The following is a 17304-nucleotide window of genomic DNA, read 5'->3' as shown; positions in this document are numbered from 1 at the left end:
GATCCATAGAAAGATCGTTCCGGGTCGTAGAAAGACGGGAACGACGCCGCTCGAAGCGCTCGGCTTGGGCTTTCCCGCAGTTGCTTGCTGCATGATTCATTCCTCCAAGAAAAAAACGGTAGATAGACGGGATTAAACGTTTTGATTTAACTTTCTGGACAAATAAAAGTACAGGGCTGTCACGCCGCCGACGATTACCGCCGTCACGAAACCGACCGCGCTGCCGTAGCCGATTTGCTGCTCCAGTACACTGCTGGCCGATGGCGTCGGGAACAGGAGACGATACAGGTACAGAAACATCACTTCGGTTTTGCCAATCGGCCCACCGTCCGTCAGCACCATGATGCTTTCATAGCTTTTGAGTGAGTTGATGATCGCAAGCATGATGACCATCTGCAGCACCGGACCAAGCATCGGCACCGTGATGTACCAAAACTTTTGCAAGGCACCCGCGCCATCTAAATCCGCGCTCTCATGAACCTCATGCGGAATATTCTGCAAACCGGCGATGAATAAAATCATATAGTTGCCGATCGCTCCCCATACCGCGATGAGAATGACCGTCAGCATAGCGTATTTCGGTCCCAGCCATTCAATGCCTTTGTCGGTGATTCCGAGCTTGATTAGAAACTGATTCAAAATGCCGTTGTACGAGTTGAACACGATGAAAAACACAACGGAAATCACCGCAGAGCTGATAATCGTCGGCAAGAAATAAATCGCCCGCAAAAGCTGTCGCCCTTTGATCGCACGATTGAGGATGACCGCTAGTAGGAGCGCCAGCGGCAGCGTCAGAATCAGCTTCCCGCCCGCATAGACGAATGTTTGGACGACGGAATTCCACAGCAAATGATCCGACCATAAGGTGCGGAAGTTGTCCAAGCCGATGAAACGGGGTGTGCCGTACCCTTTGTAATCATAAAACATGTACCGGAACACCCAAAAGATTGGATAAACCGTAAACACGAGTGTCAAGAGAAGACTGGGCAAGGTGAAGAAAGCACCCGCCGCATTCGTTCTCCATTGTTTCATGGGTCCCACGAACCTTTCCCCGAAATTACGACAAAGGGTCAGAAACCACTTCTGACCCTACGACCTGTCGAGTTAACTTACTTCACTAACATATTTTGCAAATTTTTCGGATCGAAGCTTGGATCAGGCTTCACATCCACTTCCTTGGCGGCGATCGCTTTGTCGAGCGCCTCGTTGTAGCGCTTGTTCAGATCGGCGATGATTTTGTCCAGATCGCCGCCTTGTAGCATGTACTTGAAGAACGCGTCTTGGTATTTTTCGCCTTGTATAGCTACGGTTGGCTGAATCGGCCACGCGCCGTCGTACTTTGTCGGAACAAACCATTCGAAGCCTTTGATATCCGCTTTTTTCGCCTTGCTCAGCACCGATGGCACCATCGAGATCCCGAATCCTTTTTCTTGATAATCGAGCAATATTTCCTCGCCATACATGAAATTCAGAAACTTGGCGGCTTCTTTCTTATGCTTGGAGTTTTTGCTGATGCTAAGCCACTGACCGCCAAGGAAGCCGGATGCGCCGCGCACGGTTCCGTCGAACGTAGGCACCTGCGCCGCCGCCCATCGGATTTTGGCCGGAAACTGGTTCTGGTAGACGCCCGGCTCGGAAGAGAATGAGATGTACATACCGATTTTTCCTTCGGCAAACTGGGCGCGGAGCGGGTCGATGTCGAGCGATTCCATGCCCGGCAGGGTGCTGCCGTCGACTTGCATCTGTCGGAACGCATCGACAATGGGCTTGAATCCGCTTACATCGAACCGACCTGTTTTAAAATCGAAGCCGAAGCCGCCATAGCCGTTCAGCTCGGCGATAGCGCGCGCCGAACGGTCGAAGGCGCTTGCCGGGCTCTTGAAGTTGAGGGCGAATCCGTAAGCTCCGTCCGCTTTGCCGACAGCCGTAAGCTTCTTCGCCGTTTCAACCATTTCCTGCAGCGTGCTCGGCGGATTTTTGATGCCGGCCTTCTCGAACAGATCAACGTTATATACAAGCCGCATCGTGTAGCCGTAGTTCGGAAAACTGTACATTTTGCCGTCAAACAGGTTCAGATCTTTCAGCGGCGTGAACTTGTTTTTAAACTCGGCGTTAAAATAATCGTCGAGTGGCTCCAGATAGCCTTTTTTGTAGAACGTTTGGATCGTGTTCTCCTTGACGCGAAAAATGTCCGGCGACTGCGAGGATGCAAAAGCGAGATCGATCGCCTGATTGTACTCTTCCGTCTTGACCACATAATTGATTTCAATCCCGGGGTTTTCGGCTTGAAACTTGGCGATTTTTTCTCGTGTGTAATCGGCGTCTGTACGATCAACCGACCAGAACTCCAGCTTCACCTTATCTTCCGAACCCTTTTTATTTGCGGACGCGTCCGGGCTTGCGCCGTCGGTGCCGCCTGTGCCACCACTGCTGTTGCAAGCGGCCAGCGCCAACGACATCAGAACGGCGAGTCCCGTATACCCGATCTTTTTCCTCATGCGAAAATCCTCCCTTTTGTTCGTTACCCGCGCTGCGGTAACATCATGCGGGCCCACTGAAGTATTTGCTACTTGCTCTTCCAGTATGAAGCCTGGGACACCGACAGTACATGCGGCACGACCAACATCCAGGGTAACAAAACGGTGAAGTTTCGCTTACGACCCGTCCTTGCCCAAGTACCCCTGCCTGAATTCCGACGGCGTCATGCCGGTCACCTTCTTGAACACTTCGCTAAAGTATCGCCGGTGCTCGTAGCTGAGCGCATCGGCGATTTCCTGCACCTGATAGTCTTCGATCAGCATCTGCTTGGCCCGTTTGATCCGCTCTTGCGTGATGAACTTTTGTACGGTCATGCCGACGATTTTCTTGAACACGTTGGAGAAGTAACCGGCGCTGAGGTTAGCCTGTTTGGCGCACTGTTCGACGGTAAGCGGCTGCTTGAGATTGTCCCGGATGTACTGCATCGACTGCCGGACGATTTGTTCCGACTCGCTCGTACGCTGCATTTCGATCCACTTGCAGCCCTTGCGGCAAATGTCGTCGAGCAACTGCCGCAGCTCTTGCATCGTCGGCTCCTCCGCCTTGTTCTCGCGAATGCGCCGCTCCAATCCCCGAACTTGCTCATAAGGCAGCTTCTCCAGCAGCACCCGCAGCATCATAAACGCCAGCTCGTAACAAACGCTGATCATATAATCGGGCTTTGGCGTCCCGGCGAACAAATCGTTTAGCAGTTGCGTAAGCAGCCCCGAGCTTCTTTCGAGGTTCCCCGCACGCAATGCGAACAGCAGCTCCTGAGCGGCTGCGGGCGCGAAACGCGGAGGCTCCTTATCGGCGCCGGCGATATGAGCGAAGCTGAACGCCCCGTTGCCTCCGGTGTAGAAATGGTAGGAAAAGGCGTGCAACGCTTGCTCGTACGAATCCGGAAGCTGGCTTATATCGTCCGCAATCAAGCCGATGCCGATCGAGATGGTGAAGCGGGTATACTGCGCGATATGAGCGCAGCAGCGGTCGGCGATGCGGCTGGCCAGCTCTGGATCGTCACAATTGAGGATACAGACGTGGCGATTGGCACTCTCCCGGAATACAACGCCTTTCGTAAATGTGCCAATCGTTTCCTTGAGAATGTTTTGCATGGCAAACCGGATCAGTTCCACTTCATGGGTCGGCAGCGCCGCGTAGTTACCATCGAAACGATCGATTTCCACAACCATCGCCACGAGCTGCACGGGTTCCAGCGGAATTTGAAAATACCGCCAACGATTCTCGGCCTGCTCGGCGTTTGTTCGGTGATGAACGAGCGTATTTAAATATTCCTGGCGCATGAGCGGCATGCTTTCCTTCAGCCGTTTCTCCATTTCGTGGACTTCGATCAGGCTGCGCCGATCCTCTTCCCACGCCTCCTTCGCTTTCAGCACCACTTTGACTATTTCCGCGCGCGAGAACGGCTTCTTCAAAAAATCGAACGCACCAAGCCGAATGGCTTGTTGTGCATAGGCAAAATCGGTAAAGCCGCTCAAAATAACGACTTTGCAGTGCGGAGCCAGCTTCATGATGTGAGCAGTCATCTCCAGACCGTCCATTCTCGGCATCCGAATGTCCGTCAATACGATATCCGGGCGCGTCTCCTCCACGAGCCGCAGGCCGTCAACACCGCTTCCGGCCGTACCTGCAATCTCGATCCCGTATGACGTCCAATCGATCCGGCTCGTAATCATCTCGACGACGCTGCTGATATCGTCGATCACGCATAGTCGAATTAGCCGCTCAGTCATCTGCGCCTCCTCCTTCCGTTACCGGCAGCCGCAGCACGACTTCCGCGCCGCAGCCCGGTTCGCTGTATAGATCCATCCGCGCTTGTTCGCCATAATACAATTGCAGCCGATGCGCAATGTTGCTTAGAGCATAGCCTTTATTACTTGTGGCGGCATGACGCATGTTGCGATAAACCTCCTCGATGTCCATGCCGCAGCCGTTGTCCTTGACCGAAAGGACGAGCTGCGCTACCTCCACATGGATGGCGATTTCGATGTGCCCGCCGTTTTCGATGTTTTGAAAGCCATGGATAATCGCGTTCTCGACAAGAGGCTGCAGCAAAATTTTCAGTACGATCGATGACAGGTTGACCCCGCTGCCGATATCGAGGCGGTAATCGAATAGCGTGTCGTAGCATTTATGCTGGATTGCCAAATACATCTTCATGTGGGTAATTTCATCTTCCAGCGTAACCCAATCGCGACCGTTGCTAAGTCCGAGTTGGAACATGTGGGCCAGCGAAAGAATCATGTCGTTCACATCGTCGTTCGCCCCAAGCTCCGATTTGCAATAAATCGTGTTCAACGTGTTATAGAGGAAGTGCGGATCCATCTGGGCGGTCAACGCTTTGATTTCCGCCTTCCGCTTTTCCATTTCCCCGTCCGTGACGTCCTGGATCAATCGTTTGATTTCGTCCAGCATGCGATTGAAGCGTAATCCGACCTGGGCAACCTCATCCCGGTAAGGGCTGGCATAGCGCGCGTTCAAGTCGTTACGCTCCACCCGCTTCATCAGCTCCTGCAGCTTGTATAGCGGCTTGAGCAACAGTCTCGTCAGCCCGTTCGACACGAAAAGGGAGAGCAGCAGGCAGCCGAACAGCGCGTACAGCGTCGATCGTTTGATGCCGTTGACTTGGGCGAGCAGACGCTCCTTGGACTGGACGCCAATTAAAATCCAGTTCCCTCCCACTTCTAGACGCGCATAGTTGATGAGCGATTCGTTGCCATTCAGCGGATAAAAAAAGTAGCCGGTTTGGTCACTGTAAAGCCTTTCAAGGAAGGAAGATCGCCACTTGGCGTCGGTAGCCGCATAAAGAGGCGAGCGAACGATTTCCTGCCCTTCCTCGTTGATGAACATATAGCTCAGTCCGGTCTCGGTTGTATCCTGGTTGTCCGCAATCAAGCGTAACAAATCGTTTTCCTTGACATTGACAATGATGTAGACGTTATAATCTTGATTCGGTATTTCCCCGATTGTGCTCAGCACGAGCGATATGACCTGCTCCCGATTTGAGAAGAAAGCGTCCTCATGGCGCGGCACCCAGAAAGGCCGTTTCTCGTTTTTGGCCTGCTGGTACAAGTCGCTTTCGTAGAACGACTGATTCGTGAGGCGAATCGAAGTCGTCGGATAAAAGTCGCCGATAGGGGTGGCGATCAGAATCGATTGGATGTAGCTGTCGTAGAAACTGAATTGCGAGAACACCTTCTGCAACAAGGTCAAATGCTGGTAATACCGGCTCGTATTCGCCGAAGCGACATCGTCCATCATTTCTTTGAACGGATCGCTCATTGTCAGCGACATCATCGAGACAGTAATGTTGCGCAGGCGCTGATCGACGACCTGGGCCGTCTTGTTGATCGTATCTTCACTGAGCCGGAAGGCGTTTTTTTGCACGACCTTGGCGGCGATTAAGTACGAGATCGTCCCATTCGCGCTTACTGCCAGTGTGATGAGCAGAACAATCGTAAGCCAGACCCGGCTCCGAAACGACAATCCGTAGAACCATGCTTTAATTCGCATCGCCAACGACCTGCTCCACCGCCGCACTCAGCAGCGCTTTGATATGATTTTGTTCGTCGCCGGCAAGATCAGGCACGTGGCCTTGATTGGCGCAGCCGTTGAAAGCGACCTTCTTCAGCTCGATCAAAAGTTGTATGTTATATTCCTCCCCAAGCGGCACCAGTCGTCGATAGGCAGAACGAAACTGTATCCAATACGCCTCGAGCTGTTCGTGCGTCGGTCTGTTCGGCTCCATGCGCAGCCGTTCGTCGCGTACGACGTTCGTTTCGTTTTTCTCGATGAACACGCGCGGCGCCGCAATCGCAATTCTCATCATCGTTTACCGCCCCTCACGATAGATATGCACGCAAATGCTTAAGGCACTACTATCGACCTGCGCAGCGATTCCGCACCATGCCTCACATGACATTGCCTTTGCAGCCAGACTGTGAACATGGCTAAGTGTGGTTCGGGCTTGCTCCGGCACTCGTCTAGAATTGCGCCCACATTCTCAACTCTAATAGTATAGCTTATATGGACAAGTTGTAGTAGCAAATAGAGGCGTCAAGATATGCGTCCTATCCGACACCCTGTCCGCCTAACGGTAGAAGGTTAGCGTAAAATAGTCCCCACCTGGTGATCAGATGGGGACTGGAATGCGTTATTTCGTTGTTGTAAACACGCGGCACGTTTAGGGAATTGAAGGCGGCCAGTGAAGCAGCGCATCAACCTCCGAATCTCGTGGATCGGACAATTACGGCAGCCTCGGCTTGATCGCGCGCGCGCTTCGTTTGTTGTCGATCTCCAATCGTCCGTTCAGCAGGTACGTCTGCAGCCTATCCCAGTCATATTTGGCGGATGATATGATCCCTGAGAGTTGCGCGACTTATGGTTTCGAAATTTTCAAAAACAGCATGTGAGGGAGTGCATCATTCGAACACGTCTTTATATTTTTCGAAAAAGAACTGGTTCATCCACTTATTTACATCCCAAACATCCGTAACGGGCTGGTTTGTAAACGGCAGTGTATGCATATAACCCGGTGGGCCAAATTCCGGTGTAAACGTCATGATTGAATAGCCATCCGACGCGCGTCGCTTGCATATTTCCAACCACCAATTGACGAACGATCTGACTTCTCTGGAATATTCCGGCGCCCGCGGATCAGCGACTTGAGGCCCTTCCGCGTATCCAACACGCCCGTGAATGTGAATAGCACGATCAAGCGCAATCGACATATGGTCTGATTGATCCTGGAGCAGCGATTCGCATACGCAGCACCAATGGCTAAAGTCTGCTGTAATTTTCAGCTCGGGAAATTGGTGCAGTAGCTTCGAGGTTGCCCATGGCGTAAACATCGCCCTTCCCCTATGCGTTTCATGAGCAACCGGAATAGAAATTGCCTCCTCGACGGCAAGTGCTTTCTCAAAAAAGCGCAGTTGATCCTCGTAGGACATGCTATCCTTTGCGCTGTGCGAAACAATCTTTACCGGATTAAATTCCGCTGCTTGTCTAGCAAGCGATTCGAATGATGAAATATGGTCATCCCGTGTGACGACCTGTGCAATAAATGCGAGATTGTATCGCTCAAGGAGTTCGCGGAAAAGTTTATATTTGTCTTGGGATGGGAGCGTGAATTCGACTCCACCGTACCCGGCCTCCGCAATTTTTTCTAATTTTTCTTCCAATGTTCCAGTCATGTCCCATAAAGATTTAAAGCTGAGCAATTGCATTTTACTAGCCTCCTTCCTTTATAAGTTGACGAACGTATTGCCGGCAATCTTCCGGGTGATTGCGTTCATCATGTATACGTCCGAATCATGATAGATGAAGTCTCCGTTAGTATAACTGCCCGTCAATGGGTATTCTCATCTTTTCTTTCGATTTTATTGGCTTATCTTCAGATGCGATGATCCTGCGCGCCAAAAAAAAGAAAATATGATCGCCGACTCCAGTGGTTCAGCGGAATGTTTATGGAATTCAATCAGTTCTCCCTGCCATATCTCACCGGGATGACGCCTACGGAATATACACGGTCGGTTCAAGCGAGATCCGAACAGCAGCGCTTGCATTTTGGAGCCCCAAATTTGTAGAAATATGACAGGGAGCTACTCCACCTCGTTCATCAATTGGCATCGGATTTTACACTTTCATCGACAACCATCTGAAGATACGCTTAGTATTCCGTATGGAAAGATGAGCGTCTGCCTCACCCGATTTGCTACAGTAGAGTTGTACCTACAATCGATTGGTGGAGGCGATGTTCATGCAAAACAAAGAAAGCTTGCTATCTCCGGAAGACACGGCCTATTATAATCATAACGGTTATTATCTGTACAAAAAGCCGCTTTTTTCTGAACAAAAGTTGAATATCTTGACCAACATTTTCGAGGAGCACCTGGAGCTGAAGGGTGCAAAACTGTCGGATGAGCTGGATACTCCTCACTTCCGCGACGAACGTCTGTTGGAATTTTTGCTCGCAGATGAAGTGCTGGATCTAGTAGAACCGATCATCGGTCCAAACATCGGCTTGTGGTCGAGCCATTTCATCAGCAAAGAACCGGTGGTGGGACGCGCAACTCCATGGCACGAAGACTCCGCCTACTGGAAAGGCCGCGTGAGCAGCTTCGATCGCATCGTGACGGTCTGGCTGGCCATTGACCGCAGCAATCAGGAGAACGGCTGCATGCGCGTCATCCCCGGCACTCATAACAATGGGTTTTCCGAGTACGAGGACGTGGACAAAAGCACGAACTTGTTCCGGTCGCAAGTGAAAAATATCGACGATTCGCAAGCCGTCTACTTTGAACTGGAGCGGGGCGAATGCTCGCTGCACGACAGCCGGATCATCCATGGCGCAAAGGCCAATACGAGCCCTCACCGCAGGTGCGGCTATACGATGCGTTATTTCTCTACGGAAACGCAAGTCATTCCGGAGCGTAATCAAAATCACAAGGTATGGCTTGCCAGAGGGCGGGATATAGCGGGAAGCCAGTTCGAGAACGTATAGACGCCTGTGAGCGGAAAGGAATGAACCGATGAAGCGAGAGAACGGAATTCAGCCTAGACGACTGTTGAATGAGCAGTATATGGAGCTTAACCGATCGTTCAACATATTTGTACAGCGGCTGACGAAGCCGTCTCCGCTTCATTGGCACGAGTTTTACGAAATGTGCGTCATCACGGGAGGAACAGGATCGAACGTCTTGAACGGAGTGGCCCATCCGCTGGAGAGAGGCAGTCTATTTCTGCTTACCCCGGCGGATTTCCACGAAGTATATCCGGATCCGGATTCCGTTCTGCACGTGTACAACGTGATCTTCTCGGAAGAGATGCTGGTTGGCGAGCTGCGCGAATTGCTGCTTTACGGTAATGCAAGCCGGATGATCCGTCTGGAGGAAGATGCGCTTCTACGGGTGGAGCAGGAATATAAGATTATCGACCGGGAAGTGAGGGAACCGAAAACCGCCCAACGGCTAATGGTAAAAGGTGCATTGGAACGCATACTGATCGAACTGCTGCGCCAGCGGGAGATCAGCTCGGCCGATCGGAACTTATTGGCGGTAGAGGCTTCGGCATCGGGTCACGTCGCTATTGCGAACGCCCTTCCCTTCATTCATCATCACTTTCGAGAACCGCTGCGTTTGCAGGATGCCGCCAGAGAGGCCAGTCTCGCTCCCGGATACTTTAGCACGTGCTTCCGGCAGACGACTGGGCTTACATTCCAGCATTACCTGCAAAACTTGCGGATTGAATTCGGGGCTGCACTGCTGCTTGCCTCTGATCGTCCGGTAACCGATATTTGCTACGCTTCCGGCTTCCGCACCTTGACCCACTTCGAGCGGGTGTTCAAAAGCAAATACGGCTGCTCCCCCCGACAGTACCAGCAGCAAGGTCGGTAGCTGCGAAAGTGCATGGCCCGCACCATCCCTAACAGCCGATTACTCGATTCATCTTATATACCCCAGTTAAAAATAATTTTTTCGAGGTATCTAATCTTACTTTATGAGAACCATATTCCGATCAACGCCTTCCGCTGGACGCCGATCAAAAAGCCGGAGCCGCTTCATTATCATTCTAGCCTGGAAATCGGCATAGCCTGCTTCAAGTTCACCAAACTTGTTGCATTAGTAGATAGCTCTTTCATACTTGCAATCTCATGAAGACGCCTTCTTGCCCTACTTTTTTGGCCCTTTCTTCGCCAAATGCCCCACTCCCTGCTTATAATCTCTTACTTAAAACCAAACCACCATTTTTCGCTATCTATCAACTTAATATTGCTATGCTGACCGTAACTTCAATAAGTTGTCCATCACCGGTGGTCCGCTGAATCACTCATGCGAAAAAGAGGCAGCCGATCGTCGTGGCCGGCTGCCTTTGTGTCTATATTGAACTAGCGTACCCGTTAGCTCAAGCGCTCTTGTAATTTCTTCTCGATGTGTATTTCACGAAGTAATAAAAATAAAGGAAGGCCTAATGAAACACCTACTACAAGAGTACCTATAATCGGCAACCATAACGACCTCATACCATTTCTTTTGCCTTCGAAGAGAATGAACCCAATAAGTACAATTGCTGATACCAAAACATCCATCCATGCAAATGATCCAATGCGCGTTTGGGTTATTTCTTCTACTAATTGAGACATATCCAGGCCATTTTGAATGATCCATGGAAGAAATTGCGAATACGGCAACACAACTCCCAAAATCGCTAATATTCCATAAAAGTATTTCAACGAAAAGCCCTCCCCAACTACTCCAAATATAGAATAATCCCTTTATGTACTTCTCATATCCAATCTATTTTCCTTTATTTGCAACTAAATTATACTGCCGGTTAGTTGAGAAACGGCAGCCGATCGTTCTGGCCGGCTGCCGTCATATATGTATTGAGCTCTTGTACCCGTTAGCGGAATAGCGCGAATAAGGTACTCGTTACTATTCATTTCACTAGTGAAAAAATGATTTCTGAACGCGTCCTTAACACTATTTTCCCAATAGTCGTCAAAGTGTAAAAGTGTATCATCTAGATCAAACAAAACCAATTTAATTGGATACATAATGCTCTCCCATCCATTATGTGATGATAAAGTAATTATACTCTACGGAACCCTGACTCAGGCATTATAGTTCTACTCCTTTCCCTTTTTCAAAGTACAACCGAACATCTTCCTGAATATTTTTTTCGGCATCTCAAAAGTACTGTCACTCACTATCCTGCCCGTTGAGAAACGGCAGCCAATCGTTCTGGCCGGCTGCCGTTATGTTTCTATTGCGCTTATGTTCTTGTTAGCTTAATTCTAAGAGAATTCGTTTTGCATAAGAATCCCAGTCTGCTTCATCTGTATTAATCTCTAAAGTTGGAATTAACGATTGTTTAGCACACATACGAAGCTTTTCCTGATCCTCTAAAAACTTCTGACATGCTTCTGTTACCGTGCGGTGGTTTTCCATCACATACGATTTCCAAGCTGCGCTTCGACTTTCAATATATCTAGCCTCTACAGCATCTGGGGATAGGGTTAAGAGTACACAATGTGCATTCAGCCTTGATAGACGTTTTTCCAGCATTTCAATTTCTACAGAATTTATAAAGGCCGCTCGATGATTTACATTGAACCTCTCCAAAAGATAAAATATACCGTTTGATGGTTTCGTATGACCGAGTAAATGAATCCATTCAAATTGTTGCTCAAGATAATCAACATGATGGTTTAAAAGCTGAATATGTTCATCCTTGTCCATGGATCTTAAGGCACCCTGGTATGAATGCAATACTTGCGAGTAGTGTTCACTTATTGCAATTATCGTCTTTTCACCATTGCGTGGTTGGCAATGTAATCTTTTTATTGCAGAAAATACTGACGTTTTTCCTGCGGTAGACAACCCTTCAATAATTACTCCTCGAATCATATTTCACCTCTTCATCTTGTGTCCGTATCCTCGCAACAAGAACGCCGGTAAATCACGCGGTAGCCTTTCTCGTTTTGGATCTTTTTGTATTCAAACTCCAAACTATTTTTTCCGCTATAATTGAAACATTCGGTAACTGGTTAAATTATCCTCCCCTTGATCGGAAAGCTAGTCATTCAGGATAGTTAGTTAGGAGCACGAGCCCGATCCAGAGACTATGATCAAGCCCGCATAACATGCGCACAAGGCGTCGAAATAATCGGCGGCTTTTCTAATGATTCAACTATCATTAATTTGCGTTAAATATGAACGAAAGAACCTAGCCGTTGGCTAGGTTCTTTTCAGATCCTCTTTCACTATTTTGATTATGATTCGGACATTTGTAAGAGTTCATTAACCGTTACAAGCTGATAACCTTCTTCTGTTAATTCCTTGGTCAAAATTCGAACGGCTTCGATGGTTTGGGAACGGTCCCCGAAGCCGTCATGAAAGAGAAGGATGCTAACTAATTGAGTCATATAAGGATGGGAGTAAGAATGGTTCCCAATTTCATGTTTCCTGACATGGACATCCAGAGCGGTCTCGGGATAAAGTTCGATTTGTTTACCCGTCATGAAAAACGTAGCGTGACCGGAAACCGCTTCGAAAATATCTAACAATTGCGGAGTATAGATCGGATTAGGACCATCGTCGAAAGTAAAAGCAATCGCTTTTTGTGATGTTGTAACGCGACGAATGATTTCCATACTTTCAGCCACCTGCTCTCAACCAATTTGATTCTCAAAATGATTTGAAAATCTCAACTATCCTCTCCCGTCTGATCGTCCGTTGCGTTTACTCGTTTATTCAAAGCGAAGTTTACTTTCTCAGCACTTATCAACATGAAAATAAGGAAAGCAAGCACAACAAAGGGGAACAATGCTACGTTCGTCTGTATTGCGACTACGCCGAATAACGGGGGAAGGAATGTGGTCCCCGTATATGCTACAGCCATCTGGTATCCCATGAGCCTCCCGGAATTTTCCCTTCCAAATCGGATCGGCGTTTCGTGAAGAAGCCCAGGGAAGATGGGGGCGAGTCCGAGTCCAACCAGAATGAACCCAATCAGTAACAGCGGGTTGGGCAGCGGGAGCAAAAGGACGATCCCGCCTGCAATGGCAACAAGTTGACCGAACCGGATTAATGCACGATTGTGGACTTTTAGCGTAATAAAGCCGGTAATCAGCCTTCCCATTGTAATTCCTCCATAATACAAAGATATCCATACGGCAGCCGTCTCTGCAGTAATATGTCTTGCGCCTACCAGATAGCTGGCCCCCCATAGCCCTACCGTTGCTTCGACCCCGCAATAAAACAAGAAGGTGATGAGTGTAGGTTTGACGCCTTTGATACGGAACACGCCCACTTTGTTGCTCTCGTCCTTCTGCGGCAGAACGGATTCGGCACGTTCTTGCTGCAGTCCATTTCGTGACTGCTCAAGCTCACGACTCGCAGCGATTCGCTTCCATAACGGGAGCGTAACAAACAAAATAATGACAAGCACGAACTGGATCATGGAGACTGCAGCATAACCGCCTCTCCATGAATTATGGTTGGCAATATAAAAGGACATGATAATTGGTCCGGCTGTTGCCCCTACACCCCAGAAACAGTGCAGCCAATTCATATGATGGGCCTTATAATTTTCAGCTACATAATGATTCAGCGCCGAGTCTATGGCACCTGCGCCAAGACCAAGAGGAATAGCTAGCAGGATAAGCCAGATCATCGAGGGGGCCGCAGCGAATCCAAGCAGCGCCGCTGCAGTCAGAAAGCAGCTAATTAAGGTAACTCCCCCGGTGCTCAAGCGTTGTATGATTCTACCGCTTGCCAGACTGGAGACGATGGTTCCTCCGGCCACGACCATGGACAAGATCCCTGCGGAGCCCAAAGAAGCGCCAATGTCGTCGTACATCACGGGCCAGGCCGATCCGAGCAAAGAATCTGGAATTCCAAGGCTAATAAATGCAAGATAAATAATGATCAAGAATACGTTTGCCATCGTAATTCTCCTTATAAAACGAATGAATGGATTACGCTGTTTCATTAAGCCTAATTTTTCCCGAACCATAATAAACTAACTTTATAAAGTATATTTATTTAGTATGCAGACTCAGCTTTTCTTTGTCAAGATACAAGTAACAACGAAAAGAGAATCCCCCTGAAACGAATCAAGGGTTCGCCGGTTATTTCAATTGGATCAGGGATGGTTCTAATTCTTTGAGTGTTAGCCATCTCATGCCTGCTTCAAAGTCCTGCTGAAATGTATCTTGTAAGATCACCTCAGGATACGAGGGCTGGGGATGACGAAGCTGATAAGATTCCCATGCGGGGTTCCAGGTGTCTGCTTCCAACAGATTCTGATAGATCACAATTTTATCTGGAGCCAGAACGGCAATGACGCTTTGCAGAATTAGGCATACCGATTCTACGAACGTCTCCTCGCCCATCTCATCATACCAATCGAGGTCCATAGGAAGAAACTTGATTTCTCCCGCCATGCCGTTTTTTCCTTTAACAATTTTGCCGTCTAGAACAATCCCCATGCCAGGCGGATATTTCGTTGGAAAATAAATGCCAAGTACACATAACTCGTCATTCAAATCCTGCATTGCACAATATCCGCTTATTGCGGCATTAATATCATTCTCCACCATAACCGGCAAGCCGAATCGCGATTCCATTTCTTCAATCATACGAACGCCCATCAGTTCCTTATGACTGCTGACCTTAATTTCCCCATTTACAGCTTGCCCGGGAATGCCTATCCCAATCACTTTTATGGAGGGATATAGTGTGAGGAAACGACTAATAATCTCAAAGAAGTGATGACGATCAAAAACAGGCCATAAGTATTCTTCTTGTAATAAAATATGGTTTTCCAAATTCACGACCGTTGCAGAAACAAAAACTTGTCCTTGTTTCTCTTTTATGTAAACGACGATTGCGAGGCTGAAATTATAATTATAGCGATAAACCAGCGCGGGTCTTCCGCCGTTGGATGGAACGGTCTCATCTTCAAAGATCTCCCCCAGGCTTTGGAGTTCCTTCACAAGGGAATTCACCGTGACGACACTCAGTTCGGTCAGTGCGGCCAGCTGTGGTTTGGTTGCCGTTTCAACGCGCTTCATCACTTGGCGCAAATTGTATAAATTGATTTCTTTCATTAAATTAGCGTTTGCTTTTTTCATAAGCCCTCCACTTTATACACACCAAATATTCAGCTCATGTAACAATTTTACACAGAAAGCTTCCAGTTTTCATCTTTCCTTTCTCAACCGAGGAATACAATAACGAATTTTCTCACATTTAAAATTATTTTAATGATACACCGACTCTCCACTATCCTGCCCAATCGCGTAATAAAGCTACCGATCCCTCGGCGGCTTCGAATTGAGCATAACTGCCTGTTAGGCGAACAAGGCAGCCGGTCATTCTGACCGGCCGCCTACTCACTGTTGCAGAGCGAAATTCCGTTCCAAAACAGCGGAAAGCTTACTGCAGCAACACGTGCATCTGATTTAGCAGCCCGACGGCTTGACGCTCCGTCTCAGCCACCTGCTGTAGCACCGAAATTGCATCCTCTCTGCTTTCAATTGAATTCGGGTCACCGCCAGACGGAAATGGGAATCGCGAGGTTAGCTTGCCAAGCCGGGCAGCGATAAGTTCGTAACACTGTGCCGCCTCACTGCTCAACTCTCTCATACGTGCATCAGTTGCATTACCGGTGCTCCAATCGCCGGCAAGCTCCCGGAGAAAATCGGCGGCCAATCTGCGAGCATCCTGCACGACCGCAAAGTTATACGCGTTACCAAACGGATCGATATGGCCTTCGCGAAAAGCTTCCACCCACGTTTCGTATGCGTGCAGACCGCAGACACCTCGATCATCCTCTAACTTTTCGCCCTCATAATGCGCCAAAATCATGACCAGAGCATCACGCAGCATCGTCCGCAAATCCTTTTGTTCCCGCTCTCTAATCGTCAAGACGAATAGTTCATCCAGCGTGCTCCGGCCCAAACGGTCGTACGGCAGTTTGTCATCTTGGACGCACTCCATCACATGCAACATACGTGACTCGTCATTGTAGCCATAAACGACCCCGAATTCAGGGATAAAGGAGTCCCAGACGAGCGCAGGAATCCCTTTGTCTACCGAGCGTTGAGCAAGGGCAAGCGCCCTCGGGATGGACGACTGCAGCGACGATTGTGTCTGACGCATACTTTCTACATAGTCGCACGACCAACCGAGATTCCGCAGTCCGAGGGGTAGTAGTTTTGAGAACGAATAGGCTGTCGCTCCCCCGATATTTACGCCGTCACGAATAACCGAGATCCGAAACGCGTGTCCTGTCAGTCCCATTACCATCGGCAGCGTCGGTCGCTGCTCCGTATACCCGAGCATGCGATACATTGCCCATCCCACTGAAGTCCAAGAACCTGCCTCTCCTTTTGCGTAAAACCAGTCCGAAGTTGGTAATATGTTCGTTTTCATTGTGCCTGCATCCTTCCGATCGTTCATATAGTGGTCGATGACGATACGGTGTCGCTCCTGCATCACTTTTTTGCGCGAGCGGGAAATGACTTGATATACGTTGGTTTGGGACATGCTGAACAGCTTGGCAATCTCCTGCGGCGACAACTGACCGAAAAAATGAGCCTCGAATATTTGTCGTTCACGCTTGTTCAAGCCGTTCATTGCACTTTGGATCATCTCATTCAGTTGCATGCGAACGAGCCGTTCTTCCGGATTGACATGATTATAGTTCTCGTCGCCAAATGAGCGGGATAAGAAGCACAACACGGCATCGATGTTCGACCAGTTGCCGTTAGGGTACCTCCCCTCCGGATGTGAGCGGCACAGGCCGGTGAACGGCACTTCTTTCGTGCCTCTGCTCCTTAGGCGGCTATACGCCTGGTTGCGGACAATCCGATGTAACCACGGCAAAAAGCGTTCAATGTCAACAAGCGAACCAAGATGTAAAAATGCACGAATGAGCGCTTCCTGCACGATGTCTTCCGCTGCGAACGGCTCTTGGGTGAATGATTGCGCGTAGCCATACATACTTCTGCGATGGCGGCGAACCAGTTCGCCGAAAGCTTCCCGATCCCCCAATTGCGCACGTGCCACAAGCACGCCGTCCTCCAGTTGTTCCAACGTTTCCGGCTGTTCCGACTCTTTTTGATCATTTTCGGATGTGATGAGCTTCATACAACACCTCGTGTAAAGTCGACCTTATAAACTGACGCAGCACTGAGTGATTTTCTGACAACGGAATCTAAATAATTAAACTGCCCTTTTGTTGAAAAGAGTTGAGCGG

Annotated in this window: 14 protein-coding genes; 2 read left to right on the top strand and 12 right to left on the bottom strand. The window is 49.1% G+C overall.

Annotated elements, in window-relative coordinates; all coding sequences use genetic code 11:
* Positions 1 to 132: 132 nt before the first annotated feature.
* The 6 genes from DQG23_RS31150 to DQG23_RS31125 all read right to left on the bottom strand — a co-directional run bounded on the left by DQG23_RS31150 (position 133) and on the right by DQG23_RS31125 (position 7763).
* Complete coding sequence (locus tag DQG23_RS31150) at positions 133 to 1032, bottom strand: carbohydrate ABC transporter permease (protein ID WP_113034939.1); 900 nt, start codon at positions 1030 to 1032, stop codon at positions 133 to 135.
* A 77-nt stretch (positions 1033 to 1109) separates the two neighbouring features.
* Complete coding sequence (locus DQG23_RS31145; RefSeq protein WP_113034938.1) at positions 1110 to 2498, bottom strand: ABC transporter substrate-binding protein; 1389 nt, start codon at positions 2496 to 2498, stop codon at positions 1110 to 1112.
* A gap of 156 nt (positions 2499 to 2654) precedes the next feature.
* Positions 2655 to 4271: a response regulator gene (locus DQG23_RS31140; RefSeq protein WP_113034937.1), complete on the bottom strand. Its 1617-nt coding sequence runs from the start codon at positions 4269 to 4271 to the stop codon at positions 2655 to 2657.
* A complete protein-coding gene (locus DQG23_RS31135; RefSeq protein WP_113034936.1) occupies positions 4264 to 6051 on the bottom strand; it encodes a sensor histidine kinase in 1788 nt (595 codons plus the stop codon). The genes DQG23_RS31140 and DQG23_RS31135 overlap by 8 nt, the downstream gene beginning before the upstream one ends.
* Entirely contained in the window at positions 6041 to 6367 is a 327-nt protein-coding gene (locus tag DQG23_RS31130) for a hypothetical protein (RefSeq protein WP_113034935.1), read from the bottom strand. The genes DQG23_RS31135 and DQG23_RS31130 overlap by 11 nt, the downstream gene beginning before the upstream one ends.
* 592 nt (positions 6368 to 6959) lie before the next feature.
* A complete protein-coding gene (locus DQG23_RS31125) occupies positions 6960 to 7763 on the bottom strand; it encodes a sugar phosphate isomerase/epimerase family protein (RefSeq protein ID WP_113034934.1) in 804 nt (267 codons plus the stop codon).
* A gap of 533 nt (positions 7764 to 8296) precedes the next feature.
* On the opposite strand from DQG23_RS31125, the gene DQG23_RS31120 reads away from it, so the two are divergent.
* Positions 8297 to 9040, top strand: coding sequence for a phytanoyl-CoA dioxygenase family protein (locus DQG23_RS31120; protein ID WP_113034933.1), 744 nt, complete (start codon positions 8297 to 8299; stop codon positions 9038 to 9040).
* 28 nt (positions 9041 to 9068) lie between these two features.
* Positions 9069 to 9932: an AraC family transcriptional regulator gene (locus tag DQG23_RS31115; protein ID WP_113034932.1), complete on the top strand. Its 864-nt coding sequence runs from the start codon at positions 9069 to 9071 to the stop codon at positions 9930 to 9932.
* Between the two features lie 503 nt (positions 9933 to 10435).
* On the opposite strand, the gene DQG23_RS31110 is transcribed toward DQG23_RS31115, so the two are convergent.
* From DQG23_RS31110 to DQG23_RS31080, 6 genes are all read right to left on the bottom strand, one after another.
* Entirely contained in the window at positions 10436 to 10768 is a 333-nt protein-coding gene (locus DQG23_RS31110) for a DUF2834 domain-containing protein (protein WP_113034931.1), read from the bottom strand.
* Between the two features lie 553 nt (positions 10769 to 11321).
* Positions 11322 to 11945, bottom strand: a complete 624-nt coding sequence (locus tag DQG23_RS31100; RefSeq protein WP_113034929.1) for a hypothetical protein — start codon at positions 11943 to 11945, stop codon at positions 11322 to 11324.
* 365 nt (positions 11946 to 12310) lie between these two features.
* A complete protein-coding gene (locus tag DQG23_RS31095; protein WP_113034928.1) occupies positions 12311 to 12691 on the bottom strand; it encodes a polysaccharide deacetylase family protein in 381 nt (126 codons plus the stop codon).
* A gap of 53 nt (positions 12692 to 12744) precedes the next feature.
* Positions 12745 to 13986: an MFS transporter gene (locus DQG23_RS31090; RefSeq protein ID WP_113034927.1), complete on the bottom strand. Its 1242-nt coding sequence runs from the start codon at positions 13984 to 13986 to the stop codon at positions 12745 to 12747.
* Between the two features lie 184 nt (positions 13987 to 14170).
* Positions 14171 to 15175 carry an ROK family protein gene (locus DQG23_RS31085; RefSeq protein WP_113034926.1) on the bottom strand — a complete coding sequence of 335 codons (1005 nt, stop codon included), beginning with the start codon at positions 15173 to 15175 and terminating at the stop codon, positions 14171 to 14173.
* A gap of 304 nt (positions 15176 to 15479) precedes the next feature.
* On the bottom strand, positions 15480 to 17195 hold the full coding sequence (locus DQG23_RS31080) for an RNA polymerase sigma factor (RefSeq protein ID WP_113034925.1): 1716 nt from the start codon (positions 17193 to 17195) through the stop codon (positions 15480 to 15482).
* Positions 17196 to 17304: the final 109 nt, after the last annotated feature.

It is taken from the genome of Paenibacillus contaminans (genome assembly GCF_003285015.1).
Lineage (GTDB): Bacteria > Bacillota > Bacilli > Paenibacillales > NBRC-103111 > Paenibacillus_V > Paenibacillus_V contaminans.
Note: the sequence above shows the minus strand (reverse complement) of the source record. Positions and strands in the feature narration are given on the sequence as shown.